Origin of the sequence: Bosea sp. AS-1, assembly GCF_002220095.1 — a bacterium.
GTDB lineage: Bacteria > Pseudomonadota > Alphaproteobacteria > Rhizobiales > Beijerinckiaceae > Allobosea.
The window spans coordinates 800,898-816,850 of the sequence record NZ_CP022372.1 but is presented as its reverse complement, the minus strand read 5'-3'; the positions used below and the strand labels follow the sequence as shown (position 1 = coordinate 816,850).

General features: G+C 65.0%; 14 protein-coding genes and 1 tRNA gene. 8 read left to right on the top strand and 7 right to left on the bottom strand.

From position 1 onward, the window contains the following. Positions 1-8: 8 nt before the first annotated feature. Genes CE453_RS05525 through CE453_RS05515 form a run of 3 tightly spaced genes read right to left on the bottom strand, consistent with a single transcriptional unit; the run spans position 9 to position 2,504 of the window. On the bottom strand, positions 9-749 hold the full coding sequence (locus CE453_RS05525) for an ABC transporter permease (RefSeq protein WP_248307967.1): 741 nt from the start codon (positions 747-749) through the stop codon (positions 9-11). After that, positions 742-1,854 carry an ABC transporter ATP-binding protein gene (locus tag CE453_RS05520; RefSeq protein WP_089173670.1) on the bottom strand — a complete coding sequence of 371 codons (1,113 nt, stop codon included), beginning with the start codon at positions 1,852-1,854 and terminating at the stop codon, positions 742-744. Before CE453_RS05520 ends, CE453_RS05525 begins: the two co-directional genes overlap by 8 nt. Continuing rightward, positions 1,851-2,504 carry an ABC transporter permease gene (locus CE453_RS05515; protein ID WP_089173669.1) on the bottom strand — a complete coding sequence of 218 codons (654 nt, stop codon included), beginning with the start codon at positions 2,502-2,504 and terminating at the stop codon, positions 1,851-1,853. The genes CE453_RS05520 and CE453_RS05515 overlap by 4 nt, the downstream gene beginning before the upstream one ends. 279 nt (positions 2,505-2,783) lie before the next feature. On the opposite strand from CE453_RS05515, the gene asnB reads away from it, so the two are divergent. Further along, positions 2,784-4,313: an asparagine synthase (glutamine-hydrolyzing) gene (gene asnB / locus CE453_RS05510; RefSeq protein ID WP_089173668.1), complete on the top strand. Its 1,530-nt coding sequence runs from the start codon at positions 2,784-2,786 to the stop codon at positions 4,311-4,313. A gap of 118 nt (positions 4,314-4,431) precedes the next feature. Here the strand turns inward: asnB and CE453_RS05505 are convergent, their stop codons facing one another. Further along, on the bottom strand, positions 4,432-5,376 hold the full coding sequence (locus CE453_RS05505) for a LysR family transcriptional regulator (protein ID WP_089173667.1): 945 nt from the start codon (positions 5,374-5,376) through the stop codon (positions 4,432-4,434). 294 nt (positions 5,377-5,670) lie between these two features. Here CE453_RS05505 and CE453_RS05500 point away from each other — a divergent pair, with 294 nt between their 5' ends. Both CE453_RS05500 and CE453_RS05495 read left to right on the top strand, forming a co-directional pair. Then, positions 5,671-6,906 (top strand): MFS transporter, encoded by a 1,236-nt coding sequence (locus CE453_RS05500; RefSeq protein WP_248307965.1) that lies wholly within the window; start codon positions 5,671-5,673, stop codon positions 6,904-6,906. 12 nt (positions 6,907-6,918) lie between these two features. Further along, positions 6,919-7,860 (top strand): amidohydrolase family protein, encoded by a 942-nt coding sequence (locus CE453_RS05495; RefSeq protein WP_089173665.1) that lies wholly within the window; start codon positions 6,919-6,921, stop codon positions 7,858-7,860. Positions 7,861-8,276: 416 nt separating this feature from the next. Here the strand turns inward: CE453_RS05495 and CE453_RS05490 are convergent. Both CE453_RS05490 and CE453_RS05485 read right to left on the bottom strand, forming a co-directional pair. After that, positions 8,277-8,352 (bottom strand) — tRNA-Glu (locus tag CE453_RS05490). Between the two features lie 240 nt (positions 8,353-8,592). Next, positions 8,593-9,702: an alkene reductase gene (locus tag CE453_RS05485; RefSeq protein WP_089173664.1), complete on the bottom strand. Its 1,110-nt coding sequence runs from the start codon at positions 9,700-9,702 to the stop codon at positions 8,593-8,595. 120 nt (positions 9,703-9,822) lie between these two features. On the opposite strand from CE453_RS05485, the gene CE453_RS05480 reads away from it, so the two are divergent. The 5 genes from CE453_RS05480 (at position 9,823) to CE453_RS05460 (ending at position 15,066) form a co-directional block, all read left to right on the top strand. After that, positions 9,823-10,692 carry a ComF family protein gene (locus CE453_RS05480; RefSeq protein WP_089173663.1) on the top strand — a complete coding sequence of 290 codons (870 nt, stop codon included), beginning with the start codon at positions 9,823-9,825 and terminating at the stop codon, positions 10,690-10,692. A 48-nt stretch (positions 10,693-10,740) separates the two neighbouring features. Further along, positions 10,741-10,998 carry a glutaredoxin 3 gene (gene grxC / locus CE453_RS05475; protein ID WP_089173662.1) on the top strand — a complete coding sequence of 86 codons (258 nt, stop codon included), beginning with the start codon at positions 10,741-10,743 and terminating at the stop codon, positions 10,996-10,998. Between the two features lie 87 nt (positions 10,999-11,085). Further along, positions 11,086-11,568 (top strand): DUF1178 family protein, encoded by a 483-nt coding sequence (locus CE453_RS05470; RefSeq protein WP_089177726.1) that lies wholly within the window; start codon positions 11,086-11,088, stop codon positions 11,566-11,568. Between the two features lie 402 nt (positions 11,569-11,970). Further along, positions 11,971-12,894: a cell wall hydrolase gene (locus CE453_RS05465; protein ID WP_248307964.1), complete on the top strand. Its 924-nt coding sequence runs from the start codon at positions 11,971-11,973 to the stop codon at positions 12,892-12,894. A gap of 180 nt (positions 12,895-13,074) precedes the next feature. After that, positions 13,075-15,066, top strand: a complete 1,992-nt coding sequence (locus tag CE453_RS05460) for a protein meaA (protein ID WP_089173661.1) — start codon at positions 13,075-13,077, stop codon at positions 15,064-15,066. 8 nt (positions 15,067-15,074) lie between these two features. Here CE453_RS05460 and CE453_RS05455 read toward each other — a convergent pair whose 3' ends face one another. Then, positions 15,075-15,929: an urea carboxylase-associated family protein gene (locus CE453_RS05455; RefSeq protein ID WP_089173660.1), complete on the bottom strand. Its 855-nt coding sequence runs from the start codon at positions 15,927-15,929 to the stop codon at positions 15,075-15,077. Positions 15,930-15,953: the final 24 nt, after the last annotated feature.

Here is a 15,953-nt window from a genome sequence, read left to right as displayed (position 1 = left end):
GGCGACGGTCAGCGCAACGGATTGACGCCGCGGGGAATGGTCCAGAACTGAAGCTGGGCCACGATGAAATCGATCAGGACCGCGAGGACGGCGGTCGGAATCGCGCCGGCGAGCATGGTTCCGAACTCGTTCAGGGCGATCCCGGTGAAGATCAGTTCGCCGAGGCCGCCGCCGCCGATCAGGAAGGCCAGGGGAACGGTGCCGACATTGATTGCGAGCGCGGTGCGGATGCCTGTGTAGATGACGAACATGCTGTTCGGCAGCTCGACCTGCAGCAGCGTGTGGCGCGGCGACAGGCCCATGCCGCGCGCGGCCTCGAGCAGCGCGGGCGGCACGTCGCGCAAGCCCGCCATCGTGTTGCTGACGATCGGCAGAAGCGAGGCGATGAACAGCGCGAAGACGGCCGGCGTGTTGCCGAGGCCGAGCAGGCTCATCGCCAGCGCCAGCACCGCCAGCGTCGGGATGGTGGCGCCGATGTTGAGGAGCTGCACTGTGGCATCGCCGATCCGGCGGAAGCGCGGCCTGGTCAGCAGGATGCCGAGCGGCACGCCGAACAGGATCGCCGCGCCGCCCGAGAGGGCGACCAGCTCCACATGCTGCTGGCCGAGATAGGCGATGTCCTCCCACCTCTCCAGCAGGCCGGGCAGGAGCCCGCTGCCCCAGGCCCAGGCTCCGAGCAGGAAGATGCAGAGATAGGCCGCGTTCCGGCGCATCTGCGCGACCATGCCGGGCACCAGCGCGTCAGCCATCCCGATAGGTCTCTGAGAGCAGATGCGTGATGCCGCGCAGCGTGACATAGCCGACGAACAATCCGTCATCATCGACGCAGGCCAGCCACAGCGTATCGTGCCGGAACATGGTCGAGACCGCGGTGCGCAGGTCTTCATGCGGGCGGATAGTCGTGGGCAGGGCTTCGTAATTCTCCCCGACCGTTCCGTTGCCGCTGCGCGCCGTCTGAAGATTGACGTAGCCGCGCGCCCTGCCGCGCGGGCCGACCAGGACGATCGACTGATGGCCATGCGCTTCCATCGCGGCCGCGGCCCGCTGCAGGCTGTCCGCCGCCCGGACCCGCGGCGGATCGGCGATCATCGCATCGCGGACGGTGAGCAGCTGCAGGCGCTTGAGCGTGCGGTCGCCACCGACGAAATCGGAGACGAATTCGCTCGCTGGATGGGCCAGCATGTTGTCGGGCGTGTCGTATTGGACGAGCCTGCCATTGCGGAAGATGGCGATCCTGTCGGCCATCTTGACCGCCTCGTCGATGTCGTGGCTGACGAAGAGGATCGTCTTGCGGATCTGCGCCTGCATCTTCAGGAACTCGTCCTGGATGATGACGCGGTTGATCGGGTCGATGGCGCCGAAGGGCTCGTCCATCAGCAGGACGGGCGGATCCGCCGCGATGGCGCGCAGAACGCCGATACGCTGCTGCTGGCCGCCGGACAGCTCCTTCGGGTAGCGCTTGAGGAACACACCGGGATCGAGCGCAACCATCTCGAGCAGTTCGGCCGCCCGCTGGCGCGATTTGCGCCGGTCCCAGCCGAGGATGTCGGGGACGATGCAGATGTTGTCCTCGATCGTCTTGTTCGGAAACAGGCCGATCTGCTGGATGACGTAGCCGATGCTGCGCCGCAGCTGTGTCACGTCGTAATCGGAGGTGTTGCGGCCGTCGATGAAGATGTCGCCCGAGCTCGGCTGGATAAGGCGGTTGACCATCTTCATCGTCGTGGTCTTGCCGCAGCCGGACGGGCCGAGCAGCACGCAGATTTCGCCTTCCGCCACCTCGAGCGAGACGCGGTCGACGGCCGGCATGGTGGTGCCGGGGAAAGTCTTGCTGACTTGGTCCAGTCGGATCATTGTTTCCTGAGTCCTGGGGAGGTCAGTCGCTTCTGCAGCCCGAGCAGGGCGAGATCGGCGACGACGGCAAGAATGCTGACCGCGAGAGCGCCGGTGACGAGCTGGCGCGGGTCCGTCTGGCTGATGCCGCGTGCGATGAAGGCGCCGAGGCCGCCGGCGCCGATATAGGTCGCGATCGCCGTGACCCCGATATTCATCACCACCGCGACGCGCACGCCGGCCATGATCACGGGCAAGGCGATCGGGAGCTCGACCTCGCGCAGCCGCTGTCCCCGGGTCAGCCCCATGCCTCGCGCAGCTTCACGCAGCGCCGGGTCAATATTGCTGATCGACGCATAGGTATTCCGAATGATCGGAAGCTGCGAGTACAGCAGTACCGCGATCACCGCCGGCAGGTATCCGATGCCGTGGCCGATCAGCGAGAGCACCGGAATCATCATCCCGAACAGCGCGATAGAAGGGATGGTGATCATGATCGACGCGACATAGAGCACGGCATCGGCGACGCGGCGGTTCTGGGTGATGGCCACGCCGATCGGCACGCCGGTAGCGATCGCCAGAGCGACCGCAACGCCGACGATGGCAACATGTTCGCCTGTCCGGGCGGCTATCAGCCCCCAGTTGTCGATAATGTAATTTAAAATGTCCATTGCCTCGCGGCGATTCCTAGAGCAGGATATCAGCTCGTGACAACCCCTTTCCCACAAAAAATGAGGGAATTATGTAGTCTATTTTGACAGGAAGCTATTACTTGAACTCAAGTGTTCATAACTTTGATTGGACATTTGAGAAATTCATATCAAAATTTATTGTTAAAATCGAAAGTCGAAAGACAGATTTATTCTATAATATCTTAAAAAACCATCCTTTCGACGCTATCCTTCGCCCAGCGCAATTCGCCAAACAGTGAGAGAAGAACGAGACGGTCCATGTGTGGTTTTGTGTGTCTTTGGAAGGTCGATGACGTAGGCGGGAGCCTGATCGAAACGATGCTCGCGCGCCTCGGCCATCGGGGCCCGGATGCGACGCAGGTCGCCCGGCCAGCGGGGGTGCCGCTTGCGATGGGGCATTGCCGGCTGGCGATCATCGGCGCCGAAGACGGCGTTCAACCTATTACCGTTGATTCAGAGATACTTGTCGCGAATGGGGAGATCTACAATCACGATGATCTGAGGGCAATTCTGGACCCGGGTAACTTTCGGACGACGAGTGATAGCGAGACTATTCTTCACCTCTTCCGCAGCGGGGCGCAGCGCTGGGTCAACCGCCTCGACGGCATGTTCGCCTTCGTGCTCGCGACGCCGGATCGGATCGTCGCGGCGCGTGACCCGCTGGGCATCAAGCCGCTCTACATGGCGCGGCGCGGGAAGGGGCTGGCTTTTGCTTCGGAGCTGAAGGCATTCGACGGGCTCGGCTTCGACGACATCACCGCGCTTCCGCCCGGCGCGCTGTTCGACAGCGGCAATGGCTTGAGGCACTGGTACCGCGTGCCGTCCGGAGCGGCTGTGGCCGAGCCGGGATTGGATATCGGGTCGATTGCCGGCGAGTTGCGCCTGACGCTGGAGGAAGCGGTCGCGAAATGGATGGTCGCCGATGTCGAGGTCGGCTCCTTCCTGTCCGGTGGGCTCGACAGCTCGGTCATCGCCGCTATCGCACAGAAGGTCAGGCTGGCAGCCGGGCAGGCTCCATTGAAGACCTTTGCCGTGGGCACTGTCGGCTCATCCGATCTGCGCGCCGCCAGGCGTGTCGCCGACCATATCGGCTCCGATCATCACGAATACAGCTTCTCGGCCCAGGACATCGCCGAGAACCTGTCGCATGTCATCTACCACCTCGAAAGCGCCGACGCGGATCTCGTGCGCAGTGCCGTACCCACGCTTTTTGCGGCCCGGCTGGCACGGCGCCATGTCAAGGCGGTCCTGACCGGCGAGGGAGCGGACGAGCTTTTCGCGGGCTATGCCTATCACCATGCCTATGTGGATGATCCGCGTGCCCTCGCGGACGAGCTGACGCGCAGCTTGGGGGCGATGCACAACATCAATCTTCAGCGCGTCGACCGGATGACCATGGCGGAGTCGCTGGAGGCGCGCACTCCGTTCCTCGATCGGGACCTGATCGCCTTCGCACAGTCCGCACCGGCGGAATTGAAGCTACGCCGTACCGATCCGAGCGCGCCGGAATCGACCGGAACCACCACCGAGAAATGGCTGCTGCGGAAGGCCTGCGCCGATCTGCTGCCCGAGGATCTGGTCTGGCGCAAGAAGGCGCAGTTCGATGAAGGGTCGGGGATGGTCGAAGCCCTGGAGCAGGCGCTACGGCTCCTCATCGGAGGCGAGGGGGAGGTCACGCGCCTGCGCGAAGAGGCGCTGTATCGCGAGATTCTTCAGGCGCGCTTCGACGACCCGGAGATGATCCTGAGCCAAGCAGGGCAGTGGAACGCAAATCGCGTGGCGGCTTGAGGCCAGCAGGCAATTTCGGCGAGGACCGTGCGGGCATGGGTTGCGATTGGTCCTCGGCCGAGGATGAACGTCTGCTTTCAGGCGTTCGTTGAACGACGGGAACTGGAGCAGTCCGGGTTCAATTACTGCCTTCGACCAGACACTGCTTCAGGCAGCGGACAAAGGCGATCGTGCTGGCCGAGCGTGGCTGCTCCTTGAGGCTCAGAATGCCATAAGAGCCCATGATCGGCGGCAGCGCGACATCCAGATGGTGTAGCAGACCATGCTGAACCGCGAAGGTCGCGACATCGCCCGGCATTACGGCGAGCATGTCGCTCTCCTGAAGCAGCGCGATCATCGTCATCATCGACGAGGTCTCGACGACATCCAGAGGCTGATGGGCCATCATCGCGGCGAAAAGCGGCGCGAGCACCTTTCGCATCGGGCTGCCGGCCGGCAGAAGTGTCCATGGCCAGGAGGCCAGATCCGCCATGCTCAAGGCCCGAGCCGATGCCAGCGGATGGTCGACGCGAGAGACGATGTGCAGAGGCTCGTCGATCAGATCTTCGTAGTCGAAGTCCGACCGGCCGGCGAGCGCCAGCGGGCGGGCCAGCAGGACATCCAGTTCCCCTTTCGCCAGCATGGGAACGAGCGCGTCACTGGTTCCTACCTCGATCGCGATATCGAGCCGTGGTTGATCGCGCTTCAGCGCCGCAACGGCGCGTGCAAGAAGAAAAGGAATGGCGCTGATGACGGCGCCGATCCTCAAACGGCCCGTCGCCCCCGAAGCCAGCGACTCCAGCTCCAGGCAGGTCCGTTCAAGATCGTTCAAGATCAGCCGGGCATGGCGGATCATCACCTCCCCATAGACCGTCGCTCGAACCCCGCGCCTGCCGCGCTCGAAGAGTGAAAGCCCCAATGTGGCTTCGAGATCCTGCAGCAGCTTCGTTGCCGTCGGCTGTGTCATGTTCAGCGAAGCCGCCGCACGCCTCAGGCTTCGACTTTCATCGATAGCCGTCAGAAGCAGCAGCTGCCGGTTCTTGAGCCGCCGCAGGAGCGACGGCGCGTTCGCAACGGGAAGCATCAGCCATTTCCAGTGATATCGTTTTCTAGATCACATCATCATTAAACTTCATTACACCGGCATACCAGAACGCATGTAGCGTCGGCCTCGATAACACCAGCGGCACGTATCGCCGGTGACGAGGAGGGGTGTCCTGCACGTCGGCCCGACGGCCTCCGCAGTTGCATCCTCAGGAAACGCAGAAGAGAGCTCGGCCAGCCGGGCGGAGGGCAAATCATGTCGGGACTTGAGCGGGTTCACAGGCCGCAAGGCGGCGTCGCACATGCTGACGCAGCAGCGACCGGAGCGACAACAGTGCGTTGGCGCATCTTCGGAATCGTCTTCGTGCTCGTCGTCATCAACCTGATCGACCGTACTGCACTATCCATCGCGATGCCGACCATCGCCAAGGAGTTCGGACTGGAACCGGCGATGCAGGGACTGATCCTGAGCGCCTTCTTCTGGAGCTATGCCGCCCTCCAGATCCCCGGCGGCTGGCTGATCGACAAATTCGGCCCCCGCGCCCTCATCACCGGCGCGACCGTCGGCTGGGGCATCTTCCAGACGATCGCCGGTCTTTGCACCGGTGGCATCACGCTGCTGCTCAGCCGCATCGGCCTGGGCGCGGCCGAAGCGCCGCTGTTTCCGGCTGGCGCCAAGCTCAATTCGATCTGGCTGTCGCCTCGTGAACGTGGACGAGGAGCGGTGCTGATGGACAGTGGCGCTCCGCTGGGCGCGGCGTTCGGCGGCGTCATCATCGCCTGGCTGATCTTGACACTCGGCTCATGGCGGACAGCCTTCATCGTCGCCGGCGTGGCCACCATCCTGCTCGGCTATCTTTCCTGGTGGTATCTGCGCGACAAGCCTTCGGACCACCCGGGTGTCAACGACGACGAGCTGCGTCTGATCGAGGCCTCGACGGCCGGCGGAGCTCCAACAGTGAGCGCGGCTCCGAAAGCCATTTCGCGCCGCTCGCTTTCCGCCATCCTCACAGGGCGAATGAGCTGGGCCATGATCAACTTCGGCCTGCTGACATGGGGGCCGAGCTATCTCGCTCAGGCCCGCGGCTTCGACCTCAAGCAGATGGGCGGCGCAACCTTCGTGATCTTCCTTTCCGGCATGTTCGGCTCTCTGCTCAGCGGCTTCCTGGTCGACAAGCTGCAGGCCAGGGGCATGCGGCGCAGCACGACCTACAAGGCCGCGCTCGGCATCAGCGGATTCGGCGTGATGCTGTCGTTCCTCATCCTGCCACAGGTCGCGGATCCCGTAATGGCGGTCGCCGTGCTCTCGGTCACTCTCTTCCTGCTGTATTTCGGAAGCCTCTATTGGAGCCTGCCCGCCATTCTCGCACCTCGCGAGAAGGTCGGCATCGTCGGTGGCGCCATGAACTTCGCGGGCAGCGCCAGCGGCATCGCCATCCCGATCATCACGGGTTTGATCCTGCAGGCGACCGGCGCCTACCTCATGGTTCTCTATTTCTTCGCCGCCTGCGCCGCGCTCTATGTCGTCGCGACCATGCTGATCGATTTCCACGACGCCGAGACGCATTGAGGGCCGAGAAGCATGACGCAGCTGGAACTCTGGCAAGGGCCTATCATCGATGCGCACCAGCACTTCTGGGATCCACAGCGCAATCCTCACCCCTGGCTGAAGCCGGGCGCCAACATCCCATTCCGCTATGGTGACTATTCGGCGATCAAGCGGCGCTACCTGCCAGACGACTATTTTGTCGACACGGCTGGGCACGACGTTCGCCAGACGGTCTATGTCGAGACAGAGTGGGACGAGAACGATCCAATCGGCGAGACCGCCTACGCGGCTGGCCTCGCCAAAGAATTTGATGTTCCCAACGCCGTCGTGGCGCAAGCCTGGCTCGACCGCGCCGACATCGGCTCCGTTCTAGCACGCCAGGCTGCATTCGGCCTGGTTCGCAGTGTCCGGCATAAGCCGGGCGGCCCGCAGCGACCGGAGGACGTCGGCATTCAGCGCACGCTCATGTCGAACGACCGGTGGCGGCAAGGATATGCGCTCCTCTCCCGCCATGGCCTGAACTTCGACCTTCAGACGCCGTGGTGGAATCTCGAGGAAGCCGTCGACCTCGCTCGCAGCTTCCCGGACACGACCATCGTTCTGAACCACGCGGGCCTGCCCTCCGATCGCAGCGAAGGCGGGCTGTCCGGCTGGCACGCTGCGATGGCGAAGCTCGCCGAGTGCGCCAACGTTCGCGTCAAGATCTCCGGCATCGGGCTCGCCGGCCGTCCCTGGACGGTCGTCGACAATCGCTGGATCGTCGAGGAGATCATCGCCATGTTCAGCGCGGATCGCGCGATGTTTGCCAGCAATTTCCCGGTCGACAGCCTCTGCGCGTCCTTCGATACGATCTACACCGGCTTCAAGACGATCGCGGCGCGCTACCCACCCGGCAAACAAGCGCAGCTGTTTGCCGGGACTGCATGTGAGACATATGGGCTTTCCGAGCTTCAGGCTCCTGAACAGTGTGGGTGAACCAAGAAAGCAGCCGTTTCGGTATTCATCAGCGCCGAGAGCCCAACACAGTGGAATGCCTGGAGCCGCACAAGCTTATCGAGAACATTGAATAGTCCGGTGCGCTCCGGACTTGAGCGGCCTTTTCATCATAGCCCGCTGAAGCTGCAAGGTGCCAGTCCGGTGCCGCGACGCTCAGCGCGGCATCTGCCGACGCCCCGCTGCATCATCGAACTGATCGATCGTGATCGGACTGAGAAGGGCTATTTGCCCGCCCGTTAGAATGTCCGCTTCCGGGCGTCGAGCCAATGTCCGTTTCTGGCGCGATCCGGCCCAGGTGAGAAATAGCTGCAGAACGGCGCAACAAAGCGCTTCCTTCTCGCATCCCTCCTTAGGAGGCCGAGTGTTCGCAGTTGTGTATCGCAACGGTTTGAATTTGGCGCTCCCTAGGGGACTCGAACCCCTGTTTTCGCCGTGAGAGGGCGACGTCCTAGACCGCTAGACGAAGGGAGCAGCGCTGGTCGAGGGCGCTATGTAGTCGGAGCGCCGCGCCGCTGCAACTCCTTTTTCGCGGGCGACGACAAAAGATTGCCGCGACCGTCCGCCGGTCCGGCAACCAGGCCAGGATGCCTCTGAATGGGCGGATGGAAGCACCAATCAGCAGAAGCCGCCACACTCTCCCAGGATCCGCCACGCTAGCCGGGCACCCGGACCGAAGTTGGGGTGGCGGCTCAAGAGCAGAACTCCCGCGCTTTAAGCCGCCTTCTCCGCCAGGAACGGATAGTCCGTGTAGCCACGCGCATCGCCGCCATAGAGGGTCTCCGTCTGCAGCGTGTTGAGCGGAGCGTTACGCTTCAACCGCTCGACGAGATCGGGGTTGGCGATGAACGCCTTTCCGAAAGCGACTGCATCGACGCGTCCACTCTCCACCGCCTCGATGGCCGTCTCGCGATCGAAGCCGTTATTGGCGATGTAGACGCCCCCGAAGGCCCTGCGCAGCGCAAGATAGTCGAACGGCGCGATGTCGCGCGGCCCGCCTGTGGCACCCTCGACCACATGCAGGAAGGCGAGCCCGCGCGCACCGAGTTCCGCGGCGAGGCGATCGAACACGGCTTGCGGGTCCGTGTCGGAAACCCCGTTGGCCGGACTGACCGGTGAGACGCGAATGCCGACGCGGCCCTTGCCGATCGCCTTCGTCACCGCATCAACGACCTCCAGCGGGAAGCGGAGCCTGTTCTCGATGGATCCGCCATACGCATCCGTTCGGCGATTCGTGCCGTCCTTCAGGAACTGGTCGATCAGATAGCCATTGGCGCCATGGAGCTCGATCCCGTCAAAGCCGGCCTCGCGGGCGTTCTCGGCCGCCCGGGTATAGTCGGCAACGATGCCGGACAGTTCCTCAGCGGCAAGCGCACGCGGCTGCGAGACCGGCACGAAGCCGCTTTCGAGATAGGTCTTGGTCGGTGCCAGGATCGCAGATGGAGCGACGGGCGCCTTGTTGCCGGGCTGCAGCGAGACATGGCTCACCCGGCCGACATGCCAGATCTGGGCGACGATCTTGCCGCCCTCGGCGTGGACGGCTTCGGTCACCGCCTTCCAGCCCTCGATCTGCGCGGGGCTGTGGATGCCCGGCGTCCAGATATAACCCTGGCCCTGCTGCGAAATCTGCGTGCCTTCGCTGATGATCAGTCCGGCACTGGCGCGCTGGCGATAATAGGCAACGTTCAGTGCATTCGGGGCGTCGCTGCCCGGCGTGGCGCGGTTGCGCGTCAGCGGTGCCATCACCACGCGATTGCGCAGGTCGATATCGCCGGCGCTCAGCGGCGTGAACAGCTTCGGCTGGGGTTCCGCAGACGAGCTCATGGTATGCTCCTTTGGGATTGTCCTTTGAGCTCTGAGGCTCGATGGTGGATGGCCGGCGGTCCAGCCGGACCGTCGCCGACCGCAAGGCGGTCGCGACAAGATGGGGGGTGGCAACGCGGGATGACAGGGCAGTTGCCGGTCAGCTTCGAGGGCGAGGAGCGATCGTCCCCGGCCGCCGCAACGGCGGAGAAAAACCCCATCCCCGATCCCGCTTCGCCGAGAAGGATTTTTTCCGGCGTTGCGTTGAGGCCGGTCCGGCTTGCGCTGCGCGCAGGGCTGAGGAACCTTGTCGCGCTGGTCTATCCACCAGTTTGTGTCGCCTGCCGGGCCGCCACCGGCGAGGCGCAAGCGCTTTGCGCCCATTGCTGGGGCGAGATCGGTTTCATCGAGCGGCCTTATTGCGAGCGCCTCGGCACGCCCTTCGCCGTCGATCTCGGCCCCGGATTGTTGTCGCCGGCGGCGATCGCCAATCCGCCGGTCTTTGCGCGTGCCCGCGCCGTCTGCCGCTTCGATGGCGTGGCGCGCGAATTGGTCCACCGGCTGAAATATGGCGACCGTGCCGAGCTCGCCATCACGCTCGGGCGGATGATGGTCCAGGCCGGCCACGAGCTGATCGCGGAAGCCGATCTCGTCGTGCCGGTGCCGCTACACCGGGCGAGACTGTGGAGCCGCCGATTCAACCAGGCGGCGCTGCTAGCCGGAACCGTCGCCCGTTTGACCGCGCGGCCCTATGCGCCGGCGGGGCTCGTCCGCGTCAGACACACGCGCCGGCAGGTCGGGCTCAGCCGGGCTCAGCGTGCTAATAATCTGCAGGGCGCCTTCCAGGTACCGGAAAACGCCCGACCGCAGCTGGAAGGCCGGCGCATCCTGCTCGTCGATGACGTTCTCACCACCGGAGCGACGGCCAATGCCGCGGCGCGTGCCCTGCTCAGGGGTGGCGCGCGGCAGGTCGACCTGCTCACCTTCGCGCGGGTCGTGACGGATGGATAACGACGCACTACATGGAGGTGGACGCAACCTCAACGAAGGCCCGCCTTGATGCCGCCGGTCACGATCTACACCACCTCCTGGTGCCCTTATTGCAAATCCGCCAAGGCCCTGCTGGCCAAGAAGGGCGTGGCGTTCGAGGAGATCGACGTCGAGACCGGGCCAGGCCTGCGGCAGGCGATGACGGCACGCGCCGGCGGGCGCACCTCCGTGCCGCAGATCTTCATCGGCGAGAAGCATGTCGGCGGCTCGGACGATCTCCACGCGCTCGAGGCGCGTGGCGAGCTCGACACGCTACTGGCGGCCTGACACCCCGCCACCATCCGCCGCCTTGCCGGCACGCTCCGGAACACCCATTTGCCGGCAAGCGGCAAGGTGCCGCCTGACAGAAGCGCCATGATCCGTTACGCCCTCATCTGCGACAGCACCCACGAGTTCGAAAGCTGGTTCGCGACCTCCGCCAGCTTCGAGGACCAGGCGAAGCGCGGACTCGTCACCTGCCCCGTCTGCAACAGCGCCAAGGTCGAGCGCGCCATCATGGCGCCGAACGTCGCACGCACCGATCTCGGTCCGAAAGCGCCCGAGCCTGTCGCGGAACCTTCTGTGTCGTCTTCTGCTCCAGCAGCGCCGGCACCGGTCGCGCTGATGAGCGAGAAGGAGAAGGCGTTGCGCGAGATGGTCGCGGCGCTGCACCGGCATGTCCAGGAGAACGCCGAGCATGTCGGAAAGCGCTTCGCCGAGGAGGCGCTGAAGATCCACCACGGCGAGACGGAAGAGCGCGCCATCTACGGCGAAGCGACGCCGGACGACGCCCAGATGCTGCATGAAGAAGGCGTCGAGTTTCTGCCGTTGCCGCGCCTGCCGGGCTCCCGGAACTAGCCGACACCCTGCTTCAGCGAGCCACGACTCACGCGGTCCGGGGCCTCATGGAGCCTGACAAGGCGGGCGAAGCAGTGATGCGCCGACACGCGGCGCAGAACCAAATCGGCCTCCGGTGTCGTAACGGCAGAGTGCCCACGAAAGGTTTCGGCAGCCGGCCGGCGACATCGTTCGATGAGGTCGCCGGACGAAAATTTTCGCGCGGACCCGTCTGAATTCTCTCTTTCGGCCCAGCGTATTAGTCGCCCCTCCACCGGCAGCGAACAGCCCCTGCGGGGCGTCTTTCACGACTGCCCCCTTCCTTCCCCGATTAACTTTCTGTTAAGGAATTCGCGGTTCTTTGCCGGAGATCCCGGTGCGCCCCCCTGGCTGCCCATGATCCCGAACTCAGGAGGTTGCCGCATGAAGCGGGCCGCGATCGCTCTGCATGGTCCTCGTTCCGGTGGTCTTCGCCGGCATGGCAGCAAGGCAATCCCGCTTCTGATTTCACTGGCGGCCCCGGCTCTCGGCGCTTGCAGCATGTCTCCCGTCGAGACGGCTGCGACCAGCGCGGCCCCTGCCCCGGCGGCCAAGGACCCCGTCCAGGCACGCAAGCGCGCCGTCGCCCTCGCCAAGGCCAATCCTCGCGAGAAGGACTGCCTCGTCCGCGCGATGTATTTCGAATCGAACCGCTCGAGCGAATCCGGCCTGCTCGGCGTCGGCACGGTGGTGATGAACCGGGTCGAATCGGCAAAATATCCCGAAACGATCTGCGGCGTCGTCGGCGCACCGCGCCAGTTCGCTTCCGGCGTCCTCACGCGCCCGATGACCGAAAAGGTCCTGCCGAAGATCGAGGCCATCGCTGACGACATCCTCAACGGCCGTCGCAACGAGTCCGTCGGACAAGCCAAGCATTTCCACACGGCCGGGCTGCGCTTCTCCTACACCAACATGCATTACGTGACAGTGGCCGGCGGCAACGCCTTCTACCTGAAGGGCGAGCGCCCCGAACGCCGCCGCACCTACGAGGCGCCGCAGTACCAGCTCGCCTCTCTCTCCACGCCTGCCCCGATCTCGACGGCCTCCTCCGTGGCCTCCACCTCGACCTCCTTCGCATCCGCGCCTCTCGCCTTCGCGCCCCAGACCGCGGCACCGGAGAGCCCGGCATTCGAATCGCCGGCGGTCCAGATGGTCAGGAACGCGCCGCTCCCGCCGGATCGGCCGCTCGACCTCGATCTGCCGAAGAAGACCCAGCGCGCCTTCATCGCCCCGCCAAAGGTCGATCGTCGCCTGGCAGCGCTGCTGCCGCCCGCCTCCCCGATGCGCGGCACGATCATCTCGGAATAAGCTCGCCCCGGATCCGGCGAACGCAGCACGGCCTCCTCCCGAGGCACGCCCCGAGGCTGCATCTCGCACCGATCCGGCTTCCATCTGTCCGCCTAACGTCGAAGGGGACATCGTCGCGGCTCTGGCCTTATCTTCGCCGCAGTGCAACATTCCAGATTGCTCTGCAAAACGGGGAACGCCATGACCGCGACCGAACGAGGCGGCGAGCAGACGGCGCAGCGCGACAGGCCCTGGATCTTCCGCACCTATGCGGGCCATTCCGACGCGGCTGAATCCAACAAGCTCTATCGCACCAATCTCGCCAAGGGGCAGACCGGCCTCTCCGTCGCCTTCGATCTGCCGACCCAGACCGGTTACGATCCGGACCATGTGCTCGCACGGGGCGAGGTCGGCAAGGTCGGCGTACCGATCAGCCATCTCGGCGACATGCGCACCCTGTTCGACCAGATTCCGCTGGCGCAGATGAACACCTCGATGACGATCAATGCGACGGCAGCCTGGCTGCTCTCGCTCTACATCGCCGTCGCGGATGAGCAGGGCGCCGACCGCAGGCTCCTGCAGGGCACGACCCAGAACGACCTCGTCAAGGAATACCTCTCGCGCGGCACCTATGTCTTCCCGCCGCGACCGTCGATGCAGCTCACCACCGACATCGTCGTCTTTACGGCGAGCGAGCTGCCGAAATGGAACCCGACGAACGTCTGCTCCTATCATCTGCAGGAGGCAGGCGCCTCGCCGGTGCAGGAGCTTTCCTTCGCATTGGCGACCGCCATCGCGTTGCTGGATTCCATTCGCGCCCGGCCGGAGGTGAACCCGGCCGATTTCCCCGCCACCGTCGGCCGCATCTCCTTCTTCGTGAATGCCGGCATGCGCTTCGTCACCGAGCTCTGCAAGATGCGGGCTTTCGCCGAGCTCTGGGACGAGATCACGCTCGGTCGCTACGGTATCGCCGAGGAGCAGCACCGCCGCTTCCGCTATGGCGTGCAGGTCAACTCGCTCGGCCTGACCGAGCAGCAGGCCGAAAACAACGTCTACCGCATCCTGATCGAGATGCTGGCCGTGACGTTGTCCAAGAAGGCCCGCGCCCGGGCCGTGCAGCTCCCGGCCTGGAACGAGGCGCTCGGCCTGCCACGCCCATTCGACCAGCAATGGTCGCTGCGCATGCAGCAGGTGCTGGCCTATGAGACCGACCTGCTCGAATTCGGCGACATCTTCGACGGCTCGACCGCGATCGAGGCCAAGGTCGACGCGCTCAAGGCGGCGGCGCTGGAGGAGCTGGCGAAGATCGACGATATGGGCGGCGCGCTCGCGGCCGTCGAAAGCGGCTACATGAAGCAGGCGCTGGTCGAGAGCGGCGCGCGCCGCATCGAGGCGATCGAGCGCGGCGAACAGATCGTGGTCGGCGTCAACAAATTCACCAACAGCGAGCCCTCCCCGCTCTCGGCCGGCGACGGCGCCGTCGTCACCGTGCCGGATTCGGTCGAGATCGAGGCCATCGGCCGGCTCAAGGCCTGGCGCTCGGCCCGGGATGCCAAGGCGGCCGACGCAGCGCTGACCGAGCTGGCGGCGAGCGCCCGTGAGGGCCGCAACGTCATGCCGGCCTCGATCGCCTGCGCCAAGGCCGGCGTCACCACCGGCGAATGGGCGCAGACCCTGCGCGAGATCTTCGGCGAATATCGTGCCCCGACCGGCGTCGACACCACGAAGCTCGGCGATGCGACCGGCCTCGCCACGGCCAGGGCGGCTGTCGAGAAGGCGACCGAGCGGCTCGGCCGCCCGCCGCGCTTCCTCGTCGGCAAGCCCGGCCTCGATGGCCATTCCAACGGCGCCGAGCAGATCGCGGTGCGCGCCCGCGACGCGGGGATGAATGTCAGCTATGGCGGCATCCGCCAGACACCGGAGGAGATCGTCACGCAGGCCAGGGAGACCGAGGCCGACATCATCGGCCTCTCGATCCTTTCCGGCTCGCATCTGCCGCTGGTGCGCGACGTCACGGCGCGCCTGCGCGTCGCCGGTATGGAAGTGCCCGTCGTGGTCGGCGGCATCATCCCGCCCGACGACGAGAACGCGCTGCGCAACATGGGCGTGGCGCGGGTCTATACGCCCAAGGATTTCGCGCTGGACGGCATCATCGCCGATGTCGCGGGGCTGACGGAAAAGCTGAAGGGGTAGGCGCCAGCCTACTCCCCGTGGCCTCTGCCATAGGGGCTTCGCTCGGGCGGCTTCCAGCCCTTCAGCAGTTCCGGTTCCGTTGCAAAGACCTCGACCTTGAGCGGGTGGCAGGCCGCCGCGTCGCTCGAATGCGTCGCCCCGCAATCGCCGCCCGGGCAGGCGGAGAGCGCTCCGAGCAGGTCGATCTCGGCGAAGAACTCGATGAAATCGCCGGGTCGTACCGGGCTCGCCTTCATGAAGTACTGGTGCGTGTCGCGGGTGAAGCCCGTGCACATGAAGACGTTGAGCACGTCATGGACGAGGCTCTCGACCTCACGCGCCAGCTTGCCCGTTGCCGCGCCCAGCGCCCGCGACAGGTTGGAATGGCAGCAATGGTGGTAGTCGTCCCCGCCGAGCAGGCGATGGGTATAGGGGTCGCAGCGCGTGCCGATGACATCGTGGATGCCGGCGCCATCCTGGTCCCAGCCGTACCAGCCGAGCGTGTCATGGGTGATCGTCGCCATCGGCCGCAAGAACGGCAGCACGCTCCACAACCGGTCGCCCGTCGAGAGATGCGTCGCATGCAGCGCCCGCGTCTTGCCGCTGAAGAAGCGCTCCAACAGATCGTCCGCGTTCCAGAGATTGAGATCGCCGACCTGCGGCCCCTCGATGCTGACGATCCGGAAGAAATGTCCCTTGGGTACGCGGAAGCTGCCGCCTTCGCGCGGCGGCACGATGATCTCGTCGACCTTGTGGAGGCTGGTGCGCGCGGCTGCCAGCATCGCCATGTCCGGAGGGGGCAGCGTGCCGTTCGGATAGACGACGACCGCGGGTTTCGCGCGTCGCTGGGCCGCGTCCGGCGGCGCCTGCACCAAATCCGTCATGATCTCGCCTCCAGCTCTCGCTCC

Excerpts from the sequence above, each read along its gene's own strand:
- CE453_RS05520 (WP_089173670.1), bottom strand. The coding sequence starts at position 1,854 with ATGATCCGACTGGACCAAGTCAGCAAGACTTTCCCCGGCACCACCATG.
- asnB (WP_089173668.1), top strand. The coding sequence starts at position 2,784 with ATGTGTGGTTTTGTGTGTCTTTGGAAGGTCGATGACGTAGGCGGGAGC.
- CE453_RS05480 (WP_089173663.1), top strand. The coding sequence starts at position 9,823 with ATGACAGGGCAGTTGCCGGTCAGCTTCGAGGGCGAGGAGCGATCGTCC.
- CE453_RS05455 (WP_089173660.1), bottom strand. The coding sequence starts at position 15,929 with ATGACGGATTTGGTGCAGGCGCCGCCGGACGCGGCCCAGCGACGCGCG.
- CE453_RS05495 (WP_089173665.1), top strand. The coding sequence starts at position 6,919 with ATGACGCAGCTGGAACTCTGGCAAGGGCCTATCATCGATGCGCACCAG.
- grxC (WP_089173662.1), top strand. The coding sequence starts at position 10,741 with ATGCCGCCGGTCACGATCTACACCACCTCCTGGTGCCCTTATTGCAAA.
- CE453_RS05505 (WP_089173667.1), bottom strand. The coding sequence starts at position 5,376 with ATGCTTCCCGTTGCGAACGCGCCGTCGCTCCTGCGGCGGCTCAAGAAC.
- CE453_RS05460 (WP_089173661.1), top strand. The coding sequence starts at position 13,075 with ATGACCGCGACCGAACGAGGCGGCGAGCAGACGGCGCAGCGCGACAGG.
- CE453_RS05485 (WP_089173664.1), bottom strand. The coding sequence starts at position 9,702 with ATGAGCTCGTCTGCGGAACCCCAGCCGAAGCTGTTCACGCCGCTGAGC.
- CE453_RS05515 (WP_089173669.1), bottom strand. The coding sequence starts at position 2,504 with ATGGACATTTTAAATTACATTATCGACAACTGGGGGCTGATAGCCGCC.
- CE453_RS05525 (WP_248307967.1), bottom strand. The coding sequence starts at position 749 with ATGGCTGACGCGCTGGTGCCCGGCATGGTCGCGCAGATGCGCCGGAAC.
- CE453_RS05465 (WP_248307964.1), top strand. The coding sequence starts at position 11,971 with ATGAAGCGGGCCGCGATCGCTCTGCATGGTCCTCGTTCCGGTGGTCTT.
- CE453_RS05470 (WP_089177726.1), top strand. The coding sequence starts at position 11,086 with ATGATCCGTTACGCCCTCATCTGCGACAGCACCCACGAGTTCGAAAGC.